This is a genomic window from Helicobacter cetorum, assembly GCF_900198405.1.
In the GTDB taxonomy this organism is placed as follows: Bacteria; Campylobacterota; Campylobacteria; order Campylobacterales; family Helicobacteraceae; genus Helicobacter; species Helicobacter cetorum_C.
The window spans coordinates 1-25,478 of sequence record NZ_FZMR01000010.1; the positions used below are offsets into that span (position 1 = coordinate 1).

Annotated in this window: 21 protein-coding genes and 2 pseudogenes; 2 read left to right on the forward strand and 21 right to left on the reverse strand. The window is 30.8% G+C overall.

Annotated features, from left to right (window positions below):
• The first annotated feature begins 151 nt into the window (after nucleotides 1-151).
• Nucleotides 152-733: a hypothetical protein gene (locus C6H25_RS03825; RefSeq protein WP_104748149.1), complete on the forward strand. Its 582-nt coding sequence runs from the start codon at nucleotides 152-154 to the stop codon at nucleotides 731-733.
• Between the two features lie 15 nt (nucleotides 734-748).
• Here C6H25_RS03825 and C6H25_RS03830 read toward each other — a convergent pair whose 3' ends face one another.
• From C6H25_RS03830 to C6H25_RS03930, 21 genes and pseudogenes are all read right to left on the reverse strand, one after another.
• Nucleotides 749-1,339, reverse strand: coding sequence for a ribonuclease HII (locus C6H25_RS03830; RefSeq protein WP_104748198.1), 591 nt, complete (start codon nucleotides 1,337-1,339; stop codon nucleotides 749-751).
• On the reverse strand, nucleotides 1,323-2,768 hold the full coding sequence (locus tag C6H25_RS03835; protein WP_418904546.1) for a Card1-like endonuclease domain-containing protein: 1,446 nt from the start codon (nucleotides 2,766-2,768) through the stop codon (nucleotides 1,323-1,325). Before C6H25_RS03835 ends, C6H25_RS03830 begins: the two co-directional genes overlap by 17 nt.
• Nucleotides 2,769-2,819: 51 nt before the next feature.
• Nucleotides 2,820-3,209: pseudogene (locus C6H25_RS09065) on the reverse strand (AAA family ATPase); the annotation flags it as partial.
• Nucleotides 3,196-6,306: a DUF2357 domain-containing protein gene (locus tag C6H25_RS03840; protein WP_104748151.1), complete on the reverse strand. Its 3,111-nt coding sequence runs from the start codon at nucleotides 6,304-6,306 to the stop codon at nucleotides 3,196-3,198. The pseudogene C6H25_RS09065 and the gene C6H25_RS03840, both read right to left, overlap by 14 nt.
• A gap of 1 nt (nucleotide 6,307) precedes the next feature.
• Nucleotides 6,308-8,482 carry a restriction endonuclease gene (locus tag C6H25_RS08845; protein ID WP_233707321.1) on the reverse strand — a complete coding sequence of 725 codons (2,175 nt, stop codon included), beginning with the start codon at nucleotides 8,480-8,482 and terminating at the stop codon, nucleotides 6,308-6,310.
• The gene (locus tag C6H25_RS03850; protein ID WP_104748152.1) at nucleotides 8,479-10,230 is read right to left on the reverse strand and encodes a hypothetical protein; all 1,752 of its coding nucleotides are present in this window, start codon (nucleotides 10,228-10,230) and stop codon (nucleotides 8,479-8,481) included. Before C6H25_RS03850 ends, C6H25_RS08845 begins: the two co-directional genes overlap by 4 nt.
• Complete coding sequence (locus C6H25_RS03855; protein ID WP_104748153.1) at nucleotides 10,227-13,391, reverse strand: DEAD/DEAH box helicase family protein; 3,165 nt, start codon at nucleotides 13,389-13,391, stop codon at nucleotides 10,227-10,229. The genes C6H25_RS03850 and C6H25_RS03855 overlap by 4 nt, the downstream gene beginning before the upstream one ends.
• Entirely contained in the window at nucleotides 13,385-14,737 is a 1,353-nt protein-coding gene (locus tag C6H25_RS03860) for a protein kinase (protein ID WP_104748154.1), read from the reverse strand. The genes C6H25_RS03855 and C6H25_RS03860 overlap by 7 nt, the downstream gene beginning before the upstream one ends.
• Nucleotides 14,728-15,414 carry a protein phosphatase 2C domain-containing protein gene (locus C6H25_RS03865; RefSeq protein WP_104748155.1) on the reverse strand — a complete coding sequence of 229 codons (687 nt, stop codon included), beginning with the start codon at nucleotides 15,412-15,414 and terminating at the stop codon, nucleotides 14,728-14,730. Before C6H25_RS03865 ends, C6H25_RS03860 begins: the two co-directional genes overlap by 10 nt.
• A complete protein-coding gene (locus C6H25_RS03870; RefSeq protein WP_104748156.1) occupies nucleotides 15,414-15,734 on the reverse strand; it encodes a hypothetical protein in 321 nt (106 codons plus the stop codon). The genes C6H25_RS03865 and C6H25_RS03870 overlap by 1 nt, the downstream gene beginning before the upstream one ends.
• The gene (locus C6H25_RS03875; protein ID WP_104748157.1) at nucleotides 15,731-18,223 is read right to left on the reverse strand and encodes an FtsK/SpoIIIE domain-containing protein; all 2,493 of its coding nucleotides are present in this window, start codon (nucleotides 18,221-18,223) and stop codon (nucleotides 15,731-15,733) included. The genes C6H25_RS03870 and C6H25_RS03875 overlap by 4 nt, the downstream gene beginning before the upstream one ends.
• Nucleotides 18,224-18,232: 9 nt before the next feature.
• Nucleotides 18,233-18,454, reverse strand: coding sequence for a hypothetical protein (locus C6H25_RS03880; RefSeq protein ID WP_104748158.1), 222 nt, complete (start codon nucleotides 18,452-18,454; stop codon nucleotides 18,233-18,235).
• Nucleotides 18,454-18,789: an SMI1/KNR4 family protein gene (locus tag C6H25_RS03885; protein ID WP_104748159.1), complete on the reverse strand. Its 336-nt coding sequence runs from the start codon at nucleotides 18,787-18,789 to the stop codon at nucleotides 18,454-18,456. The genes C6H25_RS03880 and C6H25_RS03885 overlap by 1 nt, the downstream gene beginning before the upstream one ends.
• Nucleotides 18,776-19,762: an HNH/ENDO VII family nuclease gene (locus C6H25_RS08760; protein ID WP_199768933.1), complete on the reverse strand. Its 987-nt coding sequence runs from the start codon at nucleotides 19,760-19,762 to the stop codon at nucleotides 18,776-18,778. Before C6H25_RS08760 ends, C6H25_RS03885 begins: the two co-directional genes overlap by 14 nt.
• Before the next feature lie 9 nt (nucleotides 19,763-19,771).
• The gene (locus C6H25_RS03900) at nucleotides 19,772-20,050 is read right to left on the reverse strand and encodes a WXG100 family type VII secretion target (RefSeq protein WP_104748160.1); all 279 of its coding nucleotides are present in this window, start codon (nucleotides 20,048-20,050) and stop codon (nucleotides 19,772-19,774) included.
• 13 nt (nucleotides 20,051-20,063) lie between these two features.
• Nucleotides 20,064-20,729, reverse strand: a complete 666-nt coding sequence (locus C6H25_RS03905; RefSeq protein ID WP_199768934.1) for a vWA domain-containing protein — start codon at nucleotides 20,727-20,729, stop codon at nucleotides 20,064-20,066.
• A gap of 230 nt (nucleotides 20,730-20,959) precedes the next feature.
• Nucleotides 20,960-21,097 (reverse strand): annotated as a pseudogene (gene rnhB / locus C6H25_RS03910) (ribonuclease HII); the annotation flags it as partial.
• 8 nt (nucleotides 21,098-21,105) lie between these two features.
• Nucleotides 21,106-21,321, reverse strand: coding sequence for a hypothetical protein (locus tag C6H25_RS03915; RefSeq protein WP_104748161.1), 216 nt, complete (start codon nucleotides 21,319-21,321; stop codon nucleotides 21,106-21,108).
• Between the two features lie 218 nt (nucleotides 21,322-21,539).
• A complete protein-coding gene (locus tag C6H25_RS03920; RefSeq protein ID WP_104748162.1) occupies nucleotides 21,540-21,770 on the reverse strand; it encodes a hypothetical protein in 231 nt (76 codons plus the stop codon).
• Nucleotides 21,771-21,791: 21 nt separating this feature from the next.
• Nucleotides 21,792-23,183, reverse strand: a complete 1,392-nt coding sequence (gene fumC / locus C6H25_RS03925; RefSeq protein WP_104748163.1) for a class II fumarate hydratase — start codon at nucleotides 23,181-23,183, stop codon at nucleotides 21,792-21,794.
• Between the two features lie 65 nt (nucleotides 23,184-23,248).
• Nucleotides 23,249-24,871 (reverse strand): MBL fold metallo-hydrolase, encoded by a 1,623-nt coding sequence (locus tag C6H25_RS03930; RefSeq protein WP_233707322.1) that lies wholly within the window; start codon nucleotides 24,869-24,871, stop codon nucleotides 23,249-23,251.
• Nucleotides 24,872-25,091: 220 nt separating this feature from the next.
• Between C6H25_RS03930 and crdA the strand changes: the two genes are divergently transcribed.
• Nucleotides 25,092-25,469, forward strand: a complete 378-nt coding sequence (crdA, locus tag C6H25_RS03935; protein WP_104748164.1) for a copper resistance determinant CrdA — start codon at nucleotides 25,092-25,094, stop codon at nucleotides 25,467-25,469.
• The last annotated feature ends 9 nt before the right edge of the window (nucleotides 25,470-25,478 follow it).

Sequence of the window (25,478 nt, forward strand, 5' to 3'; positions counted from 1 at the left end):
CTTATCTACTTATCTACTTAATTCTTATTTTTTACAATTTGTTAAATTATTCAACATATAATTCTAAAGTTTTCTACTTTTGGTTGTTTTTCACTCTTTGTGAAATAAAGTCTAAAAGTAGGAAAAACTTTGTTACATATAAGGAAATTTTATGAAAAATTTCAAAGCTTTGAGTTTATGCGCTCTTTTAAGTTTAGGTGTTTTTAGTCAAGTGGCTTATGCAGAAAAATTGCAAGATACCACTAATTACCCAGATTGGGTCAAAGCAAATCTCTTCGCTCAAGATAATCCGCTCAATCAATACATGGGTTCTGCGTCCATTACGGATAAACACCAATTTTTCTACGCTCAATATGTTCATTACGATGAAAAAATTTCTCCAGAAAAGAACGCTGAGAAGATTGCCCTACTAAGAGCTAGAATGAATGCTTATGGCACATTAGAATCTCTCTTTTTAGTTAAAAAAGCTCGCAAGCGTATCTATGAGGCACTCAAAACTAAAAGTGAAAATATTGACACCATTTTTTATTTGATTGATTTTCTAGTATCTAAATCAGTGGTTATTGAAACTTTCACCGATAAGAAAGAAAATCGTGTGTATGTAATGACTCAATTCCCACGCATTCAGTCTAGTGACTTGGTCAATTTTTTGTCTCAAAAGGGTATTAAAATCTCTAAAGAAACTTCTAAAGATTTAAGCATGGTTTTAGAGAGCTTGCTTTTACTCTCATAAAAAGCTTATACAAGCCTATAGTGAGAACAAGGAGGGGGAGCTTTTGAGTGTAAAACTCTTTCTGTGAAAGGGTGTTATTCCATATTGCCTTATCATATCCATATGCTTTTTAGTCCCATAACCACAATTTTTATTCCAGCCATATTGCGGATACAACGCATGCAAGTCTAGCATTTCTCTATCTTTAGAAGTTTTAGCCAAGATGGATGCCATAGAAATTTGAATAATTTTATCATCGCCTTTAATGATAGCGTTTAAATTAGAGTATTTTTGATTGAGACCAAATGTCGTATTTCCATCTATATAAATATTTTTAGTATAGGGGCTTAGATTTTCTAAGATTTCTTGTATAGCAAGTTTCAAGCACGCCCCTAAACCCCAAGCATCAATTTCATCTACACTTTTTGTGGCGATATAGAATTTTACATCATCGCACGATTTGATTTTATCTTCTAAAACAAAGCGTTTCTTTTGAGTGAGTTTTTTGCTATCTTTTACGCCCATTTCTATAAACTCTAAGGCTATTTTTTCATCACACACTACCCCAGCTACAAAAAGCGAACCGGCTAAACACCCCCTCCCCGCCTCATCAATGCCTAAAGTTATCAATATAACCCTTAATGTTTTCTTTAAAATCTTTAGAAATAAACTTAATATTCAAGCTTTTAATTCTTTCTTGTATATTTGAACTCAAAAAAGTATCATTAGACATTAAAATGCACTTTGCATTTGCACCGCCAAAATTTTGAGTGTTGGTAGATAAATTAGCCAAAATCTCTTTGCCATTTTTTAATTTTCCACTCTTGCATTCTATGATGTAAAGATTTTTGCCATCACTAAAGACTATATCAAACTCTGCGTAAATAGATGATTTAGATGATTTTAGCTCATTAATATTAATAGGGAAAAATCTTTGAGTTGTAATAGCATCAATATTCAAACGCATATTTAAGCGTAAATCATAAATTATTTGCCTATCTAATAATTCTAATAACTCACAATAAATATATTCTTCAAACCAACCCCCTATAATATAATTTCTAAAATCATCTTCATCTTCTGAATATTCAAGCTTGATTTCTTCTCCATCTACATTCACACAAACCCGATGGTTTTCATAGAGAATTTTAATGTTATTTTCACAAATATTTATTTTTTTATTGTTAGCATAGCTATCATTAATTTTTTGATAGAGATAAGCAAGGCGTGTGCGGCGTTTATACAATAAGTCGCTTAAAATTTTACGCTCCTTTATTTTATCTAAAAGCTTTTTATTGACAATACCATTTTGCTCTATTGTGTAATTTGGGGTGTGTAAATCTAAAAAAGTCTCTGTATCCTTAATGGGAATAGTTGGGATAGAAAAAGATTGAATTTCGCTTGTATTTTTAAAAAGTAGTAATTGCTGAGCCTTTTCTTCAATATAAAAATAAGATGCTTGAACCTTTTCTGATGCTTTTAGTCCTGCTAAAAACATCATTTTAGTGCCACCGGTTAGATTAAAACATAATTTTTTATCTTCTAAATTATGTTGTTTAATATAATTTAAAACTTTTTCATAAATATTTTTAGGCTCAAAAACATTCACTTCTATACAACTAAATGCATCAACATTAATTTTAAAACTTTCATTAGTCTTTTTGCGTTTTTTAAAAAATCCTTTTAATTTTTTAACATTTTTTACGCTAGAAGTAACAAAAACATGTTTTTGGGCATTAAATTGACGCATTCCTAAAAAAATGGGCATTAACTGTTCCCCCAGAAAATGAAAAATCACTTCAAAATCAAAATTATATTTTAAAAAATCTAAGGCTTTTAAACTTAACTCTTTGTTTTGTTTTTCATAATCTTGCTCACTTTTAACCGGTATTCTTTCTAAGTAAAAATCGTAATCATAATGCTTGGCAATACCTTGCGCCTGCTTAGCGCATTTTACATCATCCCATTTATAATGATTAGGACATTCTAAAGTATCTTCTCTTAAAATCTTAGTCTTATCCAAACAAGGACTAGAAATCCTATGCTCTTTAAACATTCTTTTTAACACATCTTCTGGAACTTGATGTGCATCAGGGCGTTCTTTAGTTATTTTTTGGGCTTTCAAATGCTCTTGTAATTCTCTAGGCTTAAAATCAACCAATAAAATTTTATAACCAAAGCTTCTAGCCGCATCTGTATAAGGTTTGCTTTGCCAAGATTCTAAATTAGTGTTATCGCACACCACAATATCTGTATTATCTTTTAAAGATTGTCTGAAAGCTTCTAAATTTTGCCTATGATAATCATTAAGTTTTTCTAATTCAAAAACATAATGTCTAATGCCTTTTTCATCTGTTTGAATGAAATATTCATCAGTAGAATGAATACTAATAGAATGCCCTAAACTTTTTGCTAATTCTTCAATCTTTTTAGTTAAAGAAGTCTTGCCCCCACCTGGAATGGCACGATTGATAACCACTAATTTATTCATTTTCATCTATTCCTTTAATTTCAATTCCAACACCTTGTAAATCCCCCCTTAAATACAAGCGCAATGCCAATAATAAAGACGGAATACTTTCATCAAAACCTTGAGTTTTTAACTCTAATTTTACAAAACTTTTAATTTCAATCTTATTTTCTATCGCCTTATCTATACCATCCAATAAACGCATGGTTTTTTCACTTTCAGGGATTAAATCTAATTGTCTTTGCGTGTTACGATAAATCAAAAAGGCTAGCAACAACTCACACGCACTGCTAAAATAAAATGATTTGGGATTTTTTAGGCATACTTCTATACATTTTAAAAAACCTTTCTGTTGTTTTAAACTTGTTAGATTTATAAAATTCTTTAAAAAATTTTCATTACTCCAACTCGCTTGGGCTAAAATTTTTAGTATTTTAAAACAAACATCTTCATTTTTATTACGATGAGATTTAAAAAAACAATCTATAAGTTTTTTAAAAATCTCTTTTTGAAAGCCTTTATTAAGAGACCCAAAACATTTGCTTAATAAAAAAGAAGTAGAAGACAATTGAATAAATTCTTGTTGTAATTTTATGGGCATACTATCGTTCAAATAACCAAAAAAGTTTAAAAGCGTATCTTTAAATTCTTTAGTTATTGTTGGGTCAAAATAATACTTTTCTAAACGCTTTAAATACTCTTTAAAAGGATTTGTAAAACTAGGATTTAAAGTTTCTAATTCTATAAGCGTATAATGTGAAAAGATTTTTAAACACGGATAATTAATGTTTTTAAGCGCTTTTATTCTATCTTTTTCTTTAACAGCTTGGGGTATTTTTTGATAATGATTTTTAGCTATATTGGATAAAATCATTTCTTTATTTTCTTTTAAATTTTCTTTTAAGCCATAAATTCTTCCTTGATATTTATTAGCATCGTTTTTATCCTTAGATACTTCTAAACACACTTGCACGCCTTGTGAAAGTTGCTCTATTTTTACCTCTTTTTCAAATTGATTGCTATGACAAAAGACTTCTTTATCTTCTGTTTTAACTATACAAAAATGAGCGTTATTTTTATCTTTTTTTATCCATAAAATTTCGCCATATTCTAGTTTCTTCTCTAATGCTTCTAAATGCTTTAGCATCCACTCAAACAAATTAGATTTTTTGCCTGTTTTAGGATTAAAATCTTTTTTTAATTCATCAAGGCTTAGTTTTTTAGTAAAACTAGGTGTAGGGAGTTCAATACCATTTGAATTAATTTGTTCCCATTCTATAGAAATGCCACACAAATTTTTATTGCTAGGCTTAAATTCTAAAAGATAATTAAACTCTGTGCTGGTGTCATAAGTGAGTGTGAGATTATATTCTTCATCATTTTTTAAAGGAAAATCTTTAGAGACAATCTTGCCACAATAAGCAATTTTTTCATCTCCTAAAATTAAAGGTAAGGCAATGCTTCCTGCATTTTTAGGGACGATAAAAGGCGTTTTGATTTCTAAAATTTCTTTATCTTCTAAACTTGTTTTATCTTTAATGATTTCAAAATTTGTAAAACGCCCCTTTTGTATCACTTCCATAGAAAGTTTAGGCAAGCATTCTTTATACAAAATAATGCCTTGTTTTTCTAGCTCTAAGGCTTCTTTAAATTTTTTTAAAGCTTGTTCGATACATAAAGGCTCATCTTTTAAAATATAATCTTCTTTTGAAACATCACTTTTTTGTCTTTCTAAAACCAAACCACGATGATTAAAAGTTTTATTTTTTTCTTTTTCTAGGTGTTTAACGACTAAATCTGTGTTGTTATAACGCAAACGCTCATTTTCTTGCAATATATTTTCAAGCAATTTACTAAGACCCAAAGCAACGCTTTTAGGATAAAATTTTGCGTCCTTAAAATACAAGCTTATTTTATGTTTAATCTTAGCAAATTCAAAACTTTTAATTTCATCATCTAATAAATAATATAATTTTTCTATTTTATAACGCTCTTTAAAGTCTTTCATAAAAGCTTCTACAAGATTTTCATCATAGTTTTTAAGAGCGTTGGCTAAATAGCCTTTTTTATCTACTTCAAACTTAGTATTATTAGCATTGATATAAATATTATCTATTTGTTTTTTGGCTAAAAGAGGGAGTTGCTCTATTTCTATTTTTTTATCATTTCTAACTAATAGTGCAAAAGGTTCAGAACTAAACATATCAATATAAATTTCTTTATACACTTCTTTACACAATTCAAGTTGAGGGATTTTTTGATTTAAATTTATGGGTTGATTTAATTTTTTTTCTAAAAATTCTTTAACCCTTAAACGCATGTCTTCAAATAATAAATCTTTAATTGAAAAATCATCTTTAATCAATGTTTGTAAATCTTTTTCATCTTTAATCAATATCGGCTCAACCTCTAAAGAGGTGTAAAATTGAGCTTGATATAAATACTCCAAATAAAAAATCTGCTCTAAGCTCATCTGTGGCAATGACTCTATGTCATCATTAAGCCAGTTATAAGCTTTAAAAATGCGTTTGTAATGCTTGTGAAAATGCAATAAATTATTAGGGATAATGGCTTGCTTTTCATCAATTTGTTGGGCCATTTCACTCTTTAAAAATATTTTTATATTTAAAATTAGTTCTTCAAAAACTTGTTGGAATTCATTTTCACGCAAATTGATTATTCTTAAAAGCTCTTTCACAAAACGCTTTAAAAATCTATTTTCATGTGTATTGACATTCGTATAACGCTTGATGCTCAACACCTTATTGTCATACAATTTTTCTTTTAAGCTGCGACCCGGTCGCTTGGCTAAATATAGTGCACATTTAGCGTCAAATTCCCTAGCCTTTTCTAAAGGCATTTTAAGATACTCTCTGCAAATATTCGTGTTTAAATTGTTAAAAATAGCCTTTAAGGCTGGTTCTACAAATTTGCATAAGAAATACAAATCATCTTTATAAGGCTTTTTTGCATAATCAAATTGTGCGATATTTTCTAAAACACTAAATAAATCTTTATATTCAAAAGAAGCGCTAAAATAATCAAAAAAAGCAATCGCCCTTAAAAAACTAAGTGTCTTTAAACGCTCTTTATTATTAGGGGCGTATAGTTCTTCTAGTCCCATTCTACTTGTTTATCTCACTGATTATTTTTTCATATTCGTTATCATTCAAATAACTAGCGCTATTAAAGACAAATTGATTAAAATCATTTTCCATAGCTTGTTCAAAATCTTTAACCACATTAAAATCCTTTAATAAGTCTTGAATATTTTTTAAATGGTTATTTTTGCGTGTCTCAACCCCTCTAAGTTTAGGAAAAATCTTTAAAATCAAGCATTCTTCATAGACATATTTTAAAGCCTTATCTTTATCATTAGCGTATTTGACTAAAGGGTGATTGTGCATATAAGCGCTCATGCTCTGCCATACCCTATGTCCGATACTTCTAGAACAAGCGCTCAAATTTTCATTAATTCGTTCGGTTAGTGTTTTGTATTTTTTTAGTTTATTCTCTAAATCACCCTTTTTATTTATCCAACTAGAAAAAACTTCAGCCTTTAAATAATTATTATTATCTAAAAGGCGTTTTTGTTGCTTGCTTTTCAAATCTTTAGGTCTTTCAAAGTTTAAGCAAAACGCCCTATCTAGCACCTTATCGCTTAACATTTTTGTGCTTTCATCTTCATTCATTGTGCCTACAAACAATAAATTATCTCTTAAGGGCAATTCCCAAGTCAAACCGGTGCCTAGCTTAATGCTAACATTAGTTTCTTTAGAGCGCTTAATCTCTAATTTACTCAAAAACTCCGCAAAATACAATTCAATATGAGCTAAATTCATTTCATCTAATAAAACAATATTCATTGATTCTTTTAAACTACAATCTAACTCCTCTTTATCCAAGGCAGTTTGGATAAAAAAGCGTAAAAACTCTGTCGCATCAAATTTATTTTCTATCGCATTAAAATACCCCATTAAGGATTCTGGGCTATCCCAAGTAGGCTGCACGGCAATGCTTAAAAAATTTAACCCTCCAAAATGCGCATAGAGCTTAGGTAATTCAGATTTTCCTGTCCCACTCACACCACTTAACACGCTTAGTGGCGATAAAGAAGCACTTTTTAAAGCGGTATGGAACATATACAACAAACGCTTAGGATAAAATACATGAAATTTTTGCATGCCTTCCTCTATATCATTTAAAAACTTTAATTCATCTTTATCAGTGATATCTGAAGGGGTTTTTAAAGTTTTAGGGCTAGCTTTTATGATTTGTTCTTTAATGTTATTCTTGCGTTTGTCAAAATCTTCTACGCCCGCATAAATATTTTTCAGATTTTCAAATTTTTCCTTAAGTTCATTCAATTCAGCCTGTAAGGCTGTGTTTCTAGCTAAAAGTCCTTGATATAGATTATCGTTATGTTCTTTTTGAGCTTGAATATTTTCTAATCCCCTAAGTTTTTCTTCTAACTCTTTTATTGTTTCATCTCTTGGGTCAAGTTTATTTTTTTCATTTTCTAAGCTTTGGATTTTATTTTTTAACTCTTCGTTATCTTTAAACAATTCGTTTTTATGCTCTTCTAATAGCCTTTTATCTTGTTCTAATTTTTCCCTATTAAAATCGCTTTGTAAATCAATTTGTGCTTCTAGCTCCCTTTTTTCTTGTCTTAAACCTCTAATTTCTCTTTGGATAGCATCTAGTTGCTGATTTAAGCCACTATTTTCTTCTTTTAAACGCTCCATTTCTCTTTCTTTGCCCTTTTTAATCTCTTCTTCTCTTTGTTTCATATGATTTTCAAATGCTTGTTTTTTTGCATTAAATTGCTGTTTTTCCAATTTTAATTGCTCTTTTGTTTGCAAGATTTCATTAAGTTGTTTTGCATAGCCACTAAAACTTTGTTCCCATTGTGCTAATTGAGTGTCAAATTGCGTTTTAAGATTATTTTCTAGCTTATTAGAACATTCTTGGATGCTTTCTAACTTCTTTTTGTAGTCTTTATTAAGATACTCTTGTTGTTCTTGTATTTCTTTATTAACTCTCTCTAGTATTGACTCTTTTTGCTTTCTCTCATAAGCTAGCAAGCTTTCTTTAACTTTTTGCTCTAATTCTTTTTTAAAGACTTCTTTATTTTGCATAAAGTTTTCAAATTCTTGCTTGTCTTTTAAATAAGCGTCTTTATCATTTTGAAAACCCTCTTTTTCTTGCTTGAATTTGTCAATATTTATTTTAAGTTGCTTTTGTATTTCATTTAACTTAGTTTCTCTTTCATTTAACTCTAACTCTTTATTTTCACTCATTGATTCTCCTTTGGATATAATTTACTTGCCATTTTTTTAAAATATTCTAACGCTTGTTGTTCCAACTCTTCTAACTTCTTTATTTCTAGTTTTTCAAGTTTCTTAGTCATTTTATGCCCATGCCCTCTTAAAGCAATAAGCTCAGCGATAAAAACTAGCCATTCTTGGACTTTTTCAAACACGCTCTCAAAATACCCACAACTAAGCAATACTAATACATACGCTCCTAAACTTGCATGCTTGTATTTGAACGCATTTTCTAAAAAACTCTCTCTCACTTCTTCTAAAGATTTATTAAGCTTATAAGAAGAGTTTTTTAAAATTTCATTTTTGGTTTTAAAATCAAGTTTAGGTTGTTTTTTGATAGCCTTTATAAGAATGGTTTCAAAAATCTTATAAAGATTTAAGATTATTTCTTCTCTATCTTTATTATTTTTGGCAAGATTAACCCCCACAAAACACTCAAACAAGGATTTAGGGAGATTTAAATTTGATAGTTGGATTTGAGCATCAATCTCTGCATTTTTTCTATAATGAGATTTTTCTTTAATATTTTCTCTATCTTTAATCAAAGGGTTTTCTAAAAGATTTTCTATTAAAAAATAGATTTCATCTCTATATCTTTCTAATTCTATTCTGGTTAAGAAATTATCATCTTTTAATTCCCCTCCATGCTTAGTTGCGCCTCTACACTTTTTTAAATCGTTTAAATCTCGCAAAAAACTGGGATAATTTTTAGCCAAACTTTGCATAACTTTTTCATGATGCAATAATAAAGCGTTTAATTTATTGTCTTGCAAAACATTTAAGCATTTTTCAAAGCCTAAATGACTAGCTATAGCTTGAGTATCTTTTGAGATTGCAAGGCATGTGGCAACACTTTGTGATATTTTTTCATCTTCAAAAATTTGTTCATAAACATCATGTAAAGCCCCACAAATTTTTAGCTTTTTGTCATTTGTATCCAAATTAGATAAGTGTTTTTCAATAATACTTAATCTGTCATCAAATGCCATAGGTTTTTCAAACACTTTAATGCGTTTTGTTTCTTTATATCCGCCATTTTGAACATATTGTCTTTTGCTTAAATTTTCAATAAATTTAGGATTGCTCCCCTTTAATTTTTCTGCCATTTTAATAGGGTGATTCTTGCATTCTATTCTTAACCCATTATCATTAAACGCTTTAGCATGCAAGTAATAAACCCCCTCTAAAGGGTTAGAATATATTGGCTTTGCATAACGCAAAATATCTTGTTGATGGTATTTTATAGATGTTTTTATAGTCTCTTTTAGCATTTCTGTTCTATTATGTGGTAGTTTATGTTCTTTTGAGTAATACAAGCTCTCTGCTTTAATAGGCTCATTATCTATATAAAACTCCACTTGATTATTTTTTAGCTTATTTCCCTTTCTAACTCTACACTCTAAATCTACAAAATGTAAAAACTCTTCATTAATTAAGTTATAATAAAAATTTGTATAAATTTTTTTATACTCTTCGTGTATTTTAGTCTCAATTTTTTCTAAAATAAGCTCCATTAAAGGCTCTAGCTCCCCCTTGAAGCCTAAAAAATCCTTTAATTCTTTGTCTTTTATTCCTGATTCTTTCAATTTTAAAGCGCACTTTTCTATTGTGTTTAAACCTAAATCATTATAGGCAACTTCTAATTCTACACAATAAACTTTACAAGGAATTAAGAGGTGTTTGTCGCAATAAAAATCATTTTCAAAACTAACAATTTTCATAAAATTTTGCCTTTTTCTTCACATAATCGCAAGAAATTAAATAAACCTAAGACTTCATCTTTTGCATTTGATGTATTAAATTTATCTTTATCGCCCACTACAATAAGCGCTTTTTTTTGGCGGCTTAATGCCACACATAGACGCTGATAATCTTTTAAAAATCCAAATTCTTTAGTGTGTTTAGTTCTAACACTTGATAAAAACACAACATCAAATTCCTTACCCTGAAAGCTATCTACCGTGCCTACTTCTACTAAAGAAAAATCTTTTAATGCTTGTTCTAATCGCCTTTTTTGCTCCCCATAAAAAGTAATCACCCCAAAAGTAAAGTTTGGCTCATCTTCTATAAAAATCTTTAAATATTCTTTAATTTTTTCAATCTCGCTCTCTCTATAGTAAGAACTCTCATGTTTATTCTCTCTATCATTTTTAACATCTATCCATGCACATGGCCTATTGTCTAAAACTCTTAGATTGTGCTTAAAACACTCTTCTTTTAGGGGCGAATCAAAGCTTTCATTATAGGGCTTATAAAAAGTGTCGCTCACTAATTGCCCTAATAAAGGATGAGTTCTATATTGCTTGTCTAAAGTGATAAAGCGCTTTTTGCCATCTAGTTTTTCTAATTGCTTGACTCTGTCTTTGAGCTTTTTAAACATGCTCTCTTTTAGGGCTTTTTCTATATAATTTTGAAAATCCTTATTATCGTTTTTCAGTTTTTCTTCTATTTCATCATCCATAAAATGCGGCAATTGTCTGTCATCACCCACTAAAATAATACGCTCTTTAGCTAATGCCATAACCATAAGCAATTCTAAAGGATTAGCCTTAGCGGCTTCATCAATAATCACACTATCAAAATAGAAACTTTCTTTTGTTTTTAACGCCCTATCATATTGCCCTATCGTGCTAGAAAAAACAAAATTATAATCTTTTAACAAACCCACCAAATCGCTTGGATTTCTTTCTAAAACGCTTATGTATTCTAATAAGGCTCTAATGCGTTTATCATTAGGACTTTGAGAAGAAAGACTATCTAGTAAATCATTAGCTAATTGCACCACCTCTTCTTTAGGTTTAGAAATTTCATAATCTCTCTTAGGAATACACTCTTCTAACAACCTTATTTTAAGCTCTTGTATTTTTTCTAAGTTTGGCTTAGGGGATTCTAAAAGCTTTTTATCTTCTTTGGTAAGTTTTTCTTTAAATTTGCTTTCTAAAAGTTCATAATTACGCATAAGTCCATCATCTTCAAAACCCTTTTGTGTGGTGCGTAAAGCATAAATAACAGATAAATTAGCATCCTCTTGTTTTTTATGTCTTGCTTTTAATTCATTTAATGTCTCACGCATAGAAGAATTTAAAAAACTCGCATTTTTTTCTATTTCCTTTAAAAGTTCTAATTCACTGATAGGCGAATAATAATAGACTCTAAGAGATTCTTCTAAATCTAGGATTTTTTGCATATTTTCATAATCGCCCAAGCTTTTTAAATTTTCTTTCACATTTTTTATAAGCATATTAGCAAGCTCGCTTAATTGTGTGTTTAAGATTTCATTTTGTTTGTATCGCTCTTCTTTGGTGCTTTTAGAACGCTCCCCAAATTTAAAAGTGGGTAACCCCCCTACTTTAAGGCGCTCACGCACATTATTAGTCGCATCATGCCCTTGAGCACACAATAAAATTTGTCCCTTAATATTTTTATCTTTAGGGTATTCTTCAAACAATCTTTCAATAATGGCATTAATCACAGTGGTTTTACCTGTTCCAGGAGGCCCTTGAATAATGGCAATATCAGGGGTGTTTAGGGCAATTTTTATAGCTTCTTCTTGATTTTTAGTGGGCGGATTTTTAAAAATCTTTTTTTTAACCTCATCATTTAATTCTAGAGCTTTTGCTTTATAGTTCAATAGAATCTCTTTTAAAATTCTATCTGTAGCATCTTTATTGTCATTAGAATCTTCTTTAATATTCAAAATTAAACCTAAATTAGGGTTAACACTCAAACCTTTTTTTGTTTTATCTAAAGCATTGTATTGTTTATTAAGGTTATTTAAGCTCCCCATATAATCTAAATAAAAAGTATCGCCTACTTTTATAGAAGGGTTGTCATCTATTATAAAATAATCCCCGCTAACACTTTTTATTTCTATTGTCTGTTTTTCATTAGTTGATTTGATTTTTGCTTTATCTTTTTGCGAAATAAATTCAATAATTTTTTCTTTATTTTCTATGTCTAAATCTTTTAAGACCCCTAAATCATAACCTTTTATTAATGTTCCTGCTTTTAATATTTCTACTTTATCCTTATCTAAAGTTTGCTTAAAAGAAATTTTTAAATCCTCGTTCTTTTTATCTATGCTTTCAATCTCTAAAACCCCTATTTTTAAAGTCTTTTTAAAATTTTTTTGAGCACCTTCAATTAAATAGTTTTCCCAAATTTTCAAATACGATTTTTCATCTTCTTGAAGTTGGTTTAAAAGGCTTGCTCGCATGCTTTTTATAGTCTTATCATTAAATTCTAATGAGCCTTGAAAAAATAAACACAAGTTAGGCTCTAGTTCTTGTTTGTTAAGCCTTAAATTTAGTGCTTCATAGACATGCTGAGTGTCCATTAAGGTGTATTTAACACTTAATTCCCCTTTAGCATTTAGCAACCTAAAATCTTCTTCTAAAATCTCTTTATTTTCATCTTTTTCTTCTTTTTCATCTTCATAAGGCAATACACATATAAAATAAGTAAAACCAGCCATTTCTAAAATACAAATTTTTTTAAAATCTTCTAGCGTTATTTTTTTATCTGTAATTTTTTCTATAATTTTGTCTTTAAAATTAATATTTAGTGGCTCAGAAAGAATTTTTATAGGGCGTTTGAAAAAATAACATTTTAATTCTAAAACTTGTTTTTCTTGATTTTCTTTACTTAAATTTAAAACTTGAGCTACAAGAAAGGCGTTATTACAAAAAGCATTCTTAATTTCTTTTTCTTTAAACTTACCTATAATTTCTAATTCTAAATAATGCTCTTTATTGAGCTGAAAATATATCTTAGAATTTTCAATTTTTAGTAACCCAAATTTTTCTCTATCTTCTAGCTTTAATTTTGTAATATTTAGGTTATAAGCTTTGATAATACTATCTTCTTTTATAAAATTTAGCATTTTTGAACCTTAATGATAAAATCATTATATTGGATTTTTAATTCTTGTTCTAAATTTATCTCTATTTTATGGTGGTATAATTTTTTATCATTAACTAAAATATTTTCTTGTTCTATATTGTGATAAAAAACTAGTATATCATCAACAATCTCTACAAATTTCTGTTCGTTTTTTACTATCTCAATCCCTTGAAATAAGGTTTTTGGTAAAAAAATAGGGTCTGTAAAATTAGAGGCAAAATAAAAAATTTCTTTATTTTGATAATAACTTGTTGCTATAAGTCTAATAGGTTTTTTTGCATCACAATAAGGACAAATTTCATGTTCTCTGTCATAATAAGTCATGAAGCAATTTTTGCATTCTAATACTTGCAAACTAGCTCTTTCTAAGCTCTCTATCAATAAAGGCATAGTGGGGCGCTTTAAGGGATTTGTTTTTCCCTCTTCAAACATAGCTCTAAATAAATCCTTTAAATCCTTTGTTAAAAAACAAGGCAATACTTGCTCAGAATTACTTGTGTCAGTGCCATCTTCAATCCAAGGCAATTCTATATGATTTTCTATGCTATCATCTGCCATAGCCCCATTAAAAGGATGAATCATAGTTAAAAGCTCATAAGCCAAAATAGTAAAAGAAAAGGTATCACTAAGCATGGTGTTATATTTAGTTGTATCGCTATTTTTAACAGCTTGACTAATTTCTAAAGACCCATAATTAGGTGTAAAAATAAGCAAGGCTTTTTCACTCTCATAACTTACATTATCCGCATCAATTAAAAAGGCTGAATTATCCTTATAAAACACATTATTTAAATTCAAATCCCCATACACTAAACCCTTGCTTTGCAATCTAAAAAGAAGCATTGCTAAATGGGTAAGTATTTTTAAGCGCGATTTTAATCCTTGTGTTTGTGCATAATAGCTTAAACTTAAAGCCATAGGAAGATTATCTCCACAAAGCTCTTTAATGACACTATTAATTTTTAATTTTCCCTCTTTTTCTTCATTTTCTAAAACATTAGGCCTTTTTAGAAGAGTTTTTAATGGTTCATAGCTCTCAGCCATTTTCATCACATAGCCTTGTTTATCCTTTAAGGTAGCTAGTGGGATTGACATAGAAAAATGCTCTTCTATGGGTTTAAGGCGTAAGTTTTGAATGCTTTTTTCATATTCTTTAAGCGATTTTTCATCTTTAATAAAAACGCCATCTTTTAACACAACTTTAATGGCTGTATCTTTATCTAGGCAACGATACACTCTACCTTGAGCCCCTTCTCCTAAAATTTCTGTAATCTTATGGATATGCCCCTTACTATCAATAAATTCAATGATTTCTTCTAACTCCATAAACTATCCTTTCTATACGCTATAATCAAACTGGTATCATCATAAAATTTATGGTTTTTTAAAAGTGTGTAGCATTTTTTTGATGCCCTATTTTTATATTTAAATTCATTGATAATATCTTTAACAAAATCTAAGCGTTTTGCGTCTATTAAACTTTCATCTAATCCATCAGTGCATAAAAATAGTGCATCAATTTTTTTACTCTCTAAGACTTCCCAAGTTAAAAGTGTATTGCAATTAAAAGGGGTTGTAAAATGGGTTAAGTCTTGCTTACTCTCTCTAAAAAGCTTGTTTTCTTCTCCTAAAATAGCTAATAAACCATCGCCCACTTTACCTATAAATGTTTTTGTTTCATTTATAAAAACAAATTGTAGAGTGCTTAAGGCATTGCAAGTCTCAAAAGGATAAAGCAAGCATTCCCAAATACTAAAAATAACCTTATCCAACAACTCTAAATTACAATTTCGTATGTCAATAATATTTAAAGCCTTTTCTACACTTTCACACAATTTTTTAGCCCCAACTAAAGAATCTTTTTTGCTCCCTAAACCATCGCATAAAACAAGTAATAATCCCTTTTGATTTTTTCTAATTAAAAAAGCGTCTTGATTAGGCAAATTAGCATACACATGGTATATTCCTTTAATAGAAGTCCCAAACGCTTTAAAATCTATCATTACTTATCGTTTTGTTTTTTCATAAATTGCAATACTTGAAAAATTTCAGCACTATCAAATACCTTAGAAGAGACTTCTTTAAGCTTGATTGAATTTGAATCAGCTCCAAAAGCCACGCTAGCTTTAACTTGAATTTCTTCTATAAAATGCCCATCACTCAACAACAAAGCATCTTTAAATTCCCCTTTTAAATCCTTTAAATCATATTCTTCTATGCTTGTGTTTTTAGCTAATTGTTTAAAAGCTAAAAGCCATAAATTTAGGGCTTCTTTTTTTCCATTTTCATTCATAGAGCCTGAATTATCTATAATGATTTTCATGCTTTCTCTTTAAAAAGTTTGAAATATCTATAAATCTCATTGTCCAAATCCATAAATAAAGCATTTTTATGGCGTAAAGATTTGGTCAAATACACATCATTCATTAAAACCCCCACACTTTCAGCATCTAATTCAAATCCTAAACGCAATGAAAAAATTTCTTCAAAAAACTCTTTATATTGTGAATTATTTAAAAGGCGTTTAGGCTTGTTTATGCATGCCACTACACACACTAAATTTTTAGCACTATGTTTTAATATTTCTTTAAAAACTTCATGTTTAGTTTTAGTCTCATCTATAGGGTCAAAAGAAAAGCTATCGCTAGGCAATAAATCTTTACAAGTATCTAAGTCTTTAATGAAAATCACACCTTTTTGATATGACAGCAAACCTTCTAGTTCTTTTAAGCTGGTTTCATCATTGATTTCTTTTATCTCGTAGCAACACGCCCTAACATTCAAACTCAAGTGTTTAAATACAAGCTCTTTTTCCTTAGCATTTGTTGTGCTTAGCAATAAATGCTTGCGATTTGTGAAAAGCTTAAAATCTTTATTCTCAAAATCTTGTCCTTTTCCTAAAATAAAGTTTAGTTCATCGCCCCCTAAAACACTTTCATCAATAGGATACAACTTATCGCCATCATAAATTTTAGTGTGTGTAGTATTATGATTTTGTTTGATTCTTTCTAAAAGCGTGGCAATCTCATTCTTATTTGCATAAGGGATTTTTACTTCCTTGTTATAGGACATTTGTCCTCCGTTAAAATTAAACAAACCATAGGGCTTACCCTTTAATTTGCTAGCCGCATTATTAGCCCCTCCTAAAAGTGTAAAACTATCTTCTTCGCTCATCACTAAAGCCAAGCGATTGCCAATCTGACCTAGAATTTGGGCTCTATTATTCATTTCTATACCACTTAAAGTTTGTGTGCTTAAAACCAAGTGGATTCCAAAGCTTCGCCCCTTTCTTACAATATCTACCAAAATATCTTCAATTTTATCTCTATCTTTTGTGCTAAAAAGAGTTTGAAATTCATCAATAATGATTAAAATTCTAGGCAACTTCTTTCTTGTATGCTCTCTGTAGCTAATATAATCTGAAACCTTGCTGCCTGCTTTTTTAAACAAGCTAGAACGCCTTATTCTTTCATCTTGGATATACTCCAAAACTGAAAGCCCATAACTCACATTACTATTAATGGCAATAAGTTTAGCTTGAGATAAATTAGGCTCAGTGTAAAGATTAAATTCCACGCCATCCTTATAATCCAATAGATATACTTCTAATTCATCTCTAGAATAATAAAAACATGCACTAGCAATTAAGACATTCAATAAGTTGCTCTTCCCACTCCCGCTACGACCCCCTATGATTGTATGTGGCTCACTATCCATAAAACCTACATTTAAACTCATTTCGTTTTCACATAAATCCCAAGCTAAAGGAATTTTTAAGCCCAAAGTAGAATCTCTTTTTAAAAAATCCTTTTCTTTTAACAACTCTTTTAATTCACCCTTAATGCAACTAGTTTGCTTATAGGCGGTGTTGATTTCTTCTAAAAACATATTGATTCTATCAGTGGGTTCAGGCTCTAAAACTCTCTTTAAGACTAGGTGTTTTAACGATGACAAACCCCCCAAACTCCCTAATTTTTCACCATGTTTGTTTAAAAAATCAATACAATCAAACAAATCACTCTTTTCTTTATTTTTTAAACTTTCATCATCAATGATAATAAAAATATTAATCCCCACTAAATGAGAAAATTTAATCAAACGCCTTAAACAAAGAAGCGCTAAACTAGAAAATACTTTAATACCTAGTCCATTAATCACAAGCACTTTTAAGGGCAATGGCTTAGGATTTTTAGCATTATACTCCACATAACTTTCTACCCCACATAATTGCCGTTGCAAAAGATTTTCCATATAATTTGCTAGACTTAATAAAGCCTCTTCAATTTCTTCTTCATAGGTTAAAATGCGTTGTTTATAAATAAATTCATTATCTAAAATAGGGCGTAAAAAATTAAAGCTTACTCCCAAAGTCTTAGGGTCAATCAAAGTAAAATGCAAGGCATTTAAAGGACTTAATTGCAAAAGGCGTAAAATATATTGCTTGATATAACCAAAATCTTTTAAATCATTGCTATATAAAGCCTTTTTTAAGGGTAGTTCTTGCAAATATACAAAAGTAAAAGTTTCTTTATTTAAATTTTTTTGTAAAACATTAGGCTTTATCTCTATGCGTGAAGTAATAGCGAACTCTAAAACCTTTTCTTCTTTAGACAGACTTAAATGCTTTTCAAAGATAGGTTGTTTTTCTCTTGCTTTATCGTTTAAAAAAGAAATCTCTCCTAAAACTTCTTCATAATCCTTTTTTAAACACAAGGCTTGATATTTTTCATTTTGTTGCTCTAAAATAAAGTATTTTTCTAAAATTGAATCTAATTTTTGATAAAGCGTATAATACTCATTTAAGAACCCCATTTTATTCTCCTAGATATTAGGCACAATTAAAAGAGCCCTAGCGTAATAAATGTCCGCTTTTTTACATTTCAATTGTGCCATTTGTTCTAAACGCACTAAATGATTTAAAGAATTTAAAATAGGTTCAAAATAATTTTGAATAATATGCTCTCCTACCTCATCTTTTACATTATCCGAAAAATCAGTTTTTGCTTGACTAAAATGCGTTTTAATTTCTTTAAAATCTTGCATTAAAAATCCTTGATTTCTTGTATTTCAAATTCTTCACATTTTGCCAAAAACCATTCCCTAAAAGAAGCAGCGATTTTTTGACGATTTTCAAAACCCACATTAAACACCTCCCCTTTTTCATTTAAAATAACAATAGAACTTAAATAGTCATCATAATAAATTACAATCTCATTTTTTTTTAAATCATAGTGCTGTGAGTAGAGTCTAGTAGCTGCTTGAAAAGCTGGCAATTTATCGGTTGCTTGATTTTTTAAAGTGCCAAAAATTTCTAGCCCCTTTTCATTAAAATTTCCATACACTTTACAATAATCTTCAAAATCCTTAGGCAGCTTCATTTTCTAACTCCTTAGCTCTTTTTTTATAGTAGTTTCTGCGAAAAACATTAAAAGCGTTGCGTTTTATTTCACTTTCTTTTTTATTTAAATGCAAATCTTTATAATATTTTTTATGCTCCGTGCTAGTGAGTTCTATAACAATACCTTCATCTTCTTGTTTTAAATGGTGTAATTCCATAGACATGCCATCTTTGCATAATGGAGCATTACCTTCTTGCATTCTTTCTAAATTGCTTTTGTCATTCCCATCTTTTTCTTGTGCATTAAAAATTTTATTGCGTTTGGCTACAATCTTGCCATCTATGACATCAAAACTAGATTCTTCTAAAAATTTTCTCTCTACTTCATTATAAGCGCTTAAGTCTATATCTAAATCGCTAATATTAAAAGGCTTGTTAAAAGAGTCATTTATATGATATAAATCATTTGCATTACTTGTTAATTTATATTGTGCTTGCAAGTTTTCTATATTTAAAATCTTTCTTGTAGCACTAAGTGCATAAATACTAATTTGATTACTTTTAGATTTGCCAATTAAATGCGTTTGTTCTTGTGTATTTTTAAGGATTTTTAAAGCTTTTTGATTTAAATCAAGCTTTTTTTGCATATTTTTTCTATTTTTTATAGCCTTAGTGTAGGCATTTTTAGCTTCATTGAGCTTGTATGAATAATAGGCTACTCTTGTAGCCAAAGCTTCTCTAGCTATAGGCAAACCACTAAAACTAGCTAAATCTCTACTAGCTTTAGCAAATTCAACGCCCCTTTTAGTAACTATGGCTAATTTTTTTGCCTCGTTAGCTTGTGCAGCGATTAAAAAGCTTTTAGAAAGATTAACTTGAGTTTGTATGCGTTCAATTTGTTGGTTGATTTTATATAACAGCATTTTTAGTCTTTCTTGTATTTCTTTTTGCATATCATTTAAAGACTGAATGCTTGTATTTAAAGAAGAAAGACTCTTTATAGAACTTTGCACAAAATTCCCTTAATGACTATGATGCGTTCTCTCGTATTCTCTTTGAATAGCAATGAGTTTTCTTAAATGATTAATATCACCTTGCGCTAATTCATTAAATCTAGCAAGCGCATTTAAAAGATTTGAAAAATTATTTTCAAACTCTTTACGCTTGCTATCTTGCCATGAATTACCCAAACGATTAAAAGCCCCTTTTAATCTAGAAGTTGCATTTTGCTGTGTTTCTAAAAAACCTTTAACTTCGCCTACAAATTTTTCTAATTCATCAGCATTAACATGCACATCCATAAAAATATCCTCCTTATTTTAAATCATTCATCATAGACTCTAAATCATCTTTAATATGATTATTATTAGAACCCCCCTTGCTAATAGTTTGAGTCATAATTTCAAATAACTTCACTAATTTTTCTACATCATCTGCACAAAATACACCATCTCTACCAAAATCTTTATTTACTTGTGGGTTATCATTTTTATTGCCAATGAATATACTCCAACACACACTTTTAGCGCTTTTGCCATCATTATGAAAACTATATAAAGACTCTGGCCATTTATCACCCTTATTAGGTTCACCATCAGAGACCAAAATACTATAGGGTTTATAAAATTTAGTAGGAAAAGTGCCTTTATCCTCTATTAAATCCTTAGTTAATCTAAATGCACTACTAAAAGGTGTGCCACCATCTGCACTTAGAGGCTTAAAATCAATGGTTTTAATATCACTAAAAGGCGTGTGTAAAAACGCACCATTACCTCCAAAAGTAATAATGGCCATTTTGCTAAATAGCTCTTTTTTAGCTTCTTGTTTTAGAGTTTCTATCATTTTTTGAATACAAAGATTAAGCACTTCAATGCGTGAATGTTTTCCTAAAGGCTCATTCATTGAATAGCTCGTATCCAACATTAAAAACACCGGAATAAAACGCTCCTCTATAGTATATTTGCTTAAATCTAATGCCATAACATATCCTTATTGAAAAAAATAAAAAATATAAAAAATATCGTAAAAAAACGGTTAATAGAATTAGCAAAACAGCTACCAAATAGCTCAAAACGAGAGAGAGTAAAACTGATTGAACAACAAACACTCTTAACTATCCTTCTTCCTTTATAAGCCACACATCATTGTACCATAAAAACCTACAATAATCTAAAAAATTAATGTTATTCTATCATGCATGTTATAAAATCCTTTTGACTGAGTTTTTTGCTATCTTTTACGCCCATTTCTATAAACTCTAAGGCTATTTTTTCATCACACACTACCCCAGCTACAAAAAGCGAACCGGCTAAACACCCCCTACCCGCCTCATCAATGCCTAAAGTCATTAATGGTCTTAATTCGCACGCAAAAGAGCACCAAATATCTTTAAAATATCACGCTCTATCTGTTTGTAACTATTGCCATCGCTAGGCGTGCATGAAAAGGTTAAGCGGTGTTTTCCATGCCTCAAACATGCATGCTTTTTATTTCTAGTGATTTCTAAACCAAGAAGTTTGATGTATTTTTTTACAATTTTGTTGGTTTCTTTATGGCTACTCACTCGTTTCATCGTGTTCTCCTTTGCATTTCCTTTGCGAAGTCATCTCTAATCCATGCTATCTAATTATCAAGCTAAGAAAACTTAAAAACAACACTTTAACAACTTAAAAATCTCAAATAAAATACGAAACTTATCCACATGTTCATGCAAGAAGAGAACATAATCAAATTAGCCCCTTTAATCCTCTCGCACAAAAATATCAGTTTTATTCTTAATGCCTCAAAACATTAAGCGTGTTTTATCTTAGTCTCAAGGAACTTTACCAATTCTTTTTGAAAATTTTTCACGCTTTTTCTGTCGCTTGGCGATGAGGGAATAGTTAAAGAATGCGCCCCATTAGTCAACTTCGCATGCTTGCCCCCCATATCCAAATACAATCCCAAACTTTTATTATCACTCAACACTTCCTTTAAAAGCTCACGGATTTCTTTAGACTTAGTAGCTTGATGGAGCGTCATTTCTTTCTCCCTATAGCTAGTTTACGCCCTAGGTCCTATCATTTTTTCAGGCACAACAAATTTATCAAAGTCAGTAGCACTCAATAGATTTAACTCCACCGCACTTTCTTTCAAAGAGATGCCTTTTTTATGGGCGTTTTTAGCAATTTTAGCAGCATTTTCATAGCCTACATGCGGATTAAGAGCGGTTACCAGCATTAAAGAATGGTGCAAGTAATAATCAATTTTTTCCCTATTAGGCTCAATACCGCTCGCACAATGGATATTAAAGCTTTCCATACTATCTGCTAATAGCCTTAAACTCTGTAAGAAATTATAAATAATCACTGGTTTAAAAACATTCAACTCAAAATTCCCTTGACTAGCCGCAATACCTATGGCGGTGTCATTCCCCATAACTTGCACGGCTACCATAGTCATCGCCTCACATTGTGTAGGATTAACTTTGCCAGGCATTATAGAGCTACCGGGCTCATTTTCAGGGATAGATAATTCGCCTAAACCACAGCGCGGCCCACTAGCAAGCCACCTAATATCATTAGCGATTTTCATTAAATTTGCGGCTAGGGCTTTAAAAGCCCCATGGGCGTAAGCTATAGCGTCATGGCTAGTAAGGGCGTGGAATTTATTAGGGGCTGAGATGAATTTCACGCCACTAAATTGTGTGAGTTCTTCAGCGACTTTTTCGCTCAACTCTGGGTGAGCATTCAAACCTGTGCCTACGGCTGTGCCACCTATGGCTAATTCTCTTAAATGCTCCAAACTCTCTAAAATCTGGGCTTTGTTATGCTCTAGCATGCTCGCATAACCACTAAATTCTTGCCCCAAAGTCAAAGGCGTAGCGTCTTGTAAATGCGTGCGTCCGATTTTAACAATCTCTTTAAATTTCTCGCTCTTTTCTTTGAAAGTTTTTAATAAATTCTCTAAGCTAGGGAGTAATTTATGCGTGATTTCTAGCACGCTCACAATATGCATAGCCGTAGGAAAAGTGTCGTTTGAGCTTTGGCTCATATTCACATCATCATTAGGATGGATAAGTTTCTTCTCTCTAAAATTACCCCCTAAAATCTCAGTGGCTTTATTGGCTATGACTTCATTTAAGTTCATATTCGTTTGAGTGCCACTACCAGTTTGCCATATAGCTAAGGGAAACTCGCCACACAATTCGCCTTTTAAAATGCTATCGCACGCTTTAATAATCGCTTGTGATTTTTCTTCGCTTAATTTTCCTAGCTTATGATTAACTACCGCTAAACTTCTTTTAAGTTTAGCAAACGCTCCGATTAACTCTTTTGGCATTTTCTCTGTGCCGATTTTGAAATTTTCAAAACTACGCTGTGTTTGAGCCCCCCAATACTTGCTGTCATCTACTTTAACTTCGCCCATAGTGTCATGTTCAATTCTAAATTGCATGTTAATCCTTTAAAATTTGAATTTAAAAACCATAACAAGATAGCATAAACTCTTATACCTTCTACTTATAAAGCACAAATTTTCTCAACTTCTTTGAAACACACCGCACTCGGATTGATATAAATGTTAGTGAAATGAAACCAAAAAGCGCTTTCATAGGTATTAGGGCTGCGTAAAATCCTGCAATGAAACCCTATAGAAAAGTCTTCAAAAGGCAGAGCGTGTTTGATAACGCATGCTAAAATCTCAGCTCTCACTTTTAATTGCATCACTCTAAAATTTTCTTTCTCTTTTAGGGGTGTTTCATTAGGCTCTAAAACTCTAAAGTTTTGAGTGTCAAAATTAGCCTCTACGCATTCGCCTATCACTTCACTAAAATCATCATTAGTAGGTATGAAAGTAACGATTTGCTTGTCAAAATAGTGAGCGTTTTTTAGATATTCTATTAAAGCATGGGGGTTGTATTGATAATGTTTCTTATACAAATCAATATAAAATTCTGGCTCAAAATCTTTGATAAAACTTGTTTCTAAAAGGGTTTTAATTAAATCTTTGTCCTTAAAAGAAAGCCTAGTCGTGTTGCTTGGCTCAATATAAGTAATATGATTTTTCTTACACAAACTTTTATAATCCTTGGGAGCGTTTTTAAGATTGTATTCTTTAATAAAGCTGTCTCTTTTAGCCTCTTCGCTAAACATGCCTGCATAGGGCATATAAAATTGTGGTGTCGTAACTTGCATCATCTTAGCCACATGATTTTTTAACTGCATTCTAGTTTGATGGCTAATTTTTTGCTTTTCTTCTAAAGAGTAGTTATCAAAGCATAGGGGAAACCCACTTGAGCCACTCGCAAAGGAAGTGGCTAACAAGCTAATATCTTTAGGTAATACATAATGATTTAAAAAATTACTATCCACAGACAACAACACTTCATGGTTATCCAAACACAGATACAACCCGCTATCATCTCTAAAATCTCCGGATTTTAAAACGCTTACTTGAATTTTTGGGCTAAGTTCAATAATATCCTTAAAATCAAGGGCATAAAGATTAGTAAAGCCTAAGCCTTTTAAGGAATTTTCTACGCTTTTAGATTCAAAGTTAGGAATAATAAAGGGTTTGTCTTTAGGCACAAGAGCTAAAGTTTGAGCACTCAAATGGTCTGGGTGGTTGTGTGAAATATAAATAAAATCCGCACTCTTTAAACATTCTATAGCTCTTTTAGAGCTAGGCTTACTATGCCACCAACCACCTAAAAAACAAGGCCCTATTAGCCAAGGGTCCGTGATGATTTTAACCCCATTACATTCAAAAAACAAACTCGCATGGTTTAAATACTCACAAGAAGACGCGCCTTTTTTATCTCCTTTGAATGGATTTTCTAAATGCGAGCTTTTAAATACATTCAAAACATTATTTTTAATGGTGTAATTTTTTAAAGGGGCTTTTTTGATGCCATTTTGATAAGTTAAGGTTTTAAGGTCTAATTTCCAAGAATGGCTAGGACAGGTTAAAATGGGGCTTTTTAAAATCGTAACTTGCAATAAAGAAGCTTCTTTAAATTCAACTTCATTAGAACACAAGCACCCTCCCATATGTTCACACACGCTATCAATAAGCCACTCAATTTGTGAGTTTTTGTATTTCGCATAAAATAAAGTCTTGCTTTTATCGCTTAGCGCCACCATCACTTCATCGTTTGTAATGGGGGGGGGGGGGGTAAAAGATAGCTCGTTTCAAGCTCTTTTTCTAGAAATTTGCCTAAAGTTCGCATGGCTTTAATCCTTTCTTTTTGAAAATAAAGTCATTTTATCCAAAAACAGCTCCACAATTTTTACACAAAAGAGAATTACAATGACAAGCATAAACAAGGGCTTAACCTTGTAACTTTATTTCAAAGGTGAAAACATGAAAAAATTGGCAACATTGTTTTTGGCAAGTGCTTTATCTCTTACAGGATTGAGTGCATGGGAGCAAACTCTAAAGGCAAATGACTTGGAAGTTAAAATGAAGTCTGTGGGTAATCCTACTAAGGGCGAAAATACTTTTATTGTAACCCCTACTTTAAATAACAAAGTATTGGATAAGGCCCAAGTGCGTGTGCAATTCTTAATGCCCGAAATGCCCGGTATGCCAGCGATGAAAGAGACTGCTAAGGTCAGCGAAAAAGATGGTGCTTATGAGGCCAAAGCTAATTTATCTATGAGTGGGACTTGGCAAGTTAAAGTGGATATTAAATCCAAAGAGGGTAAAACTTATCGCACTAAAACAAGTGTAGATTTATAAGGAAACCCT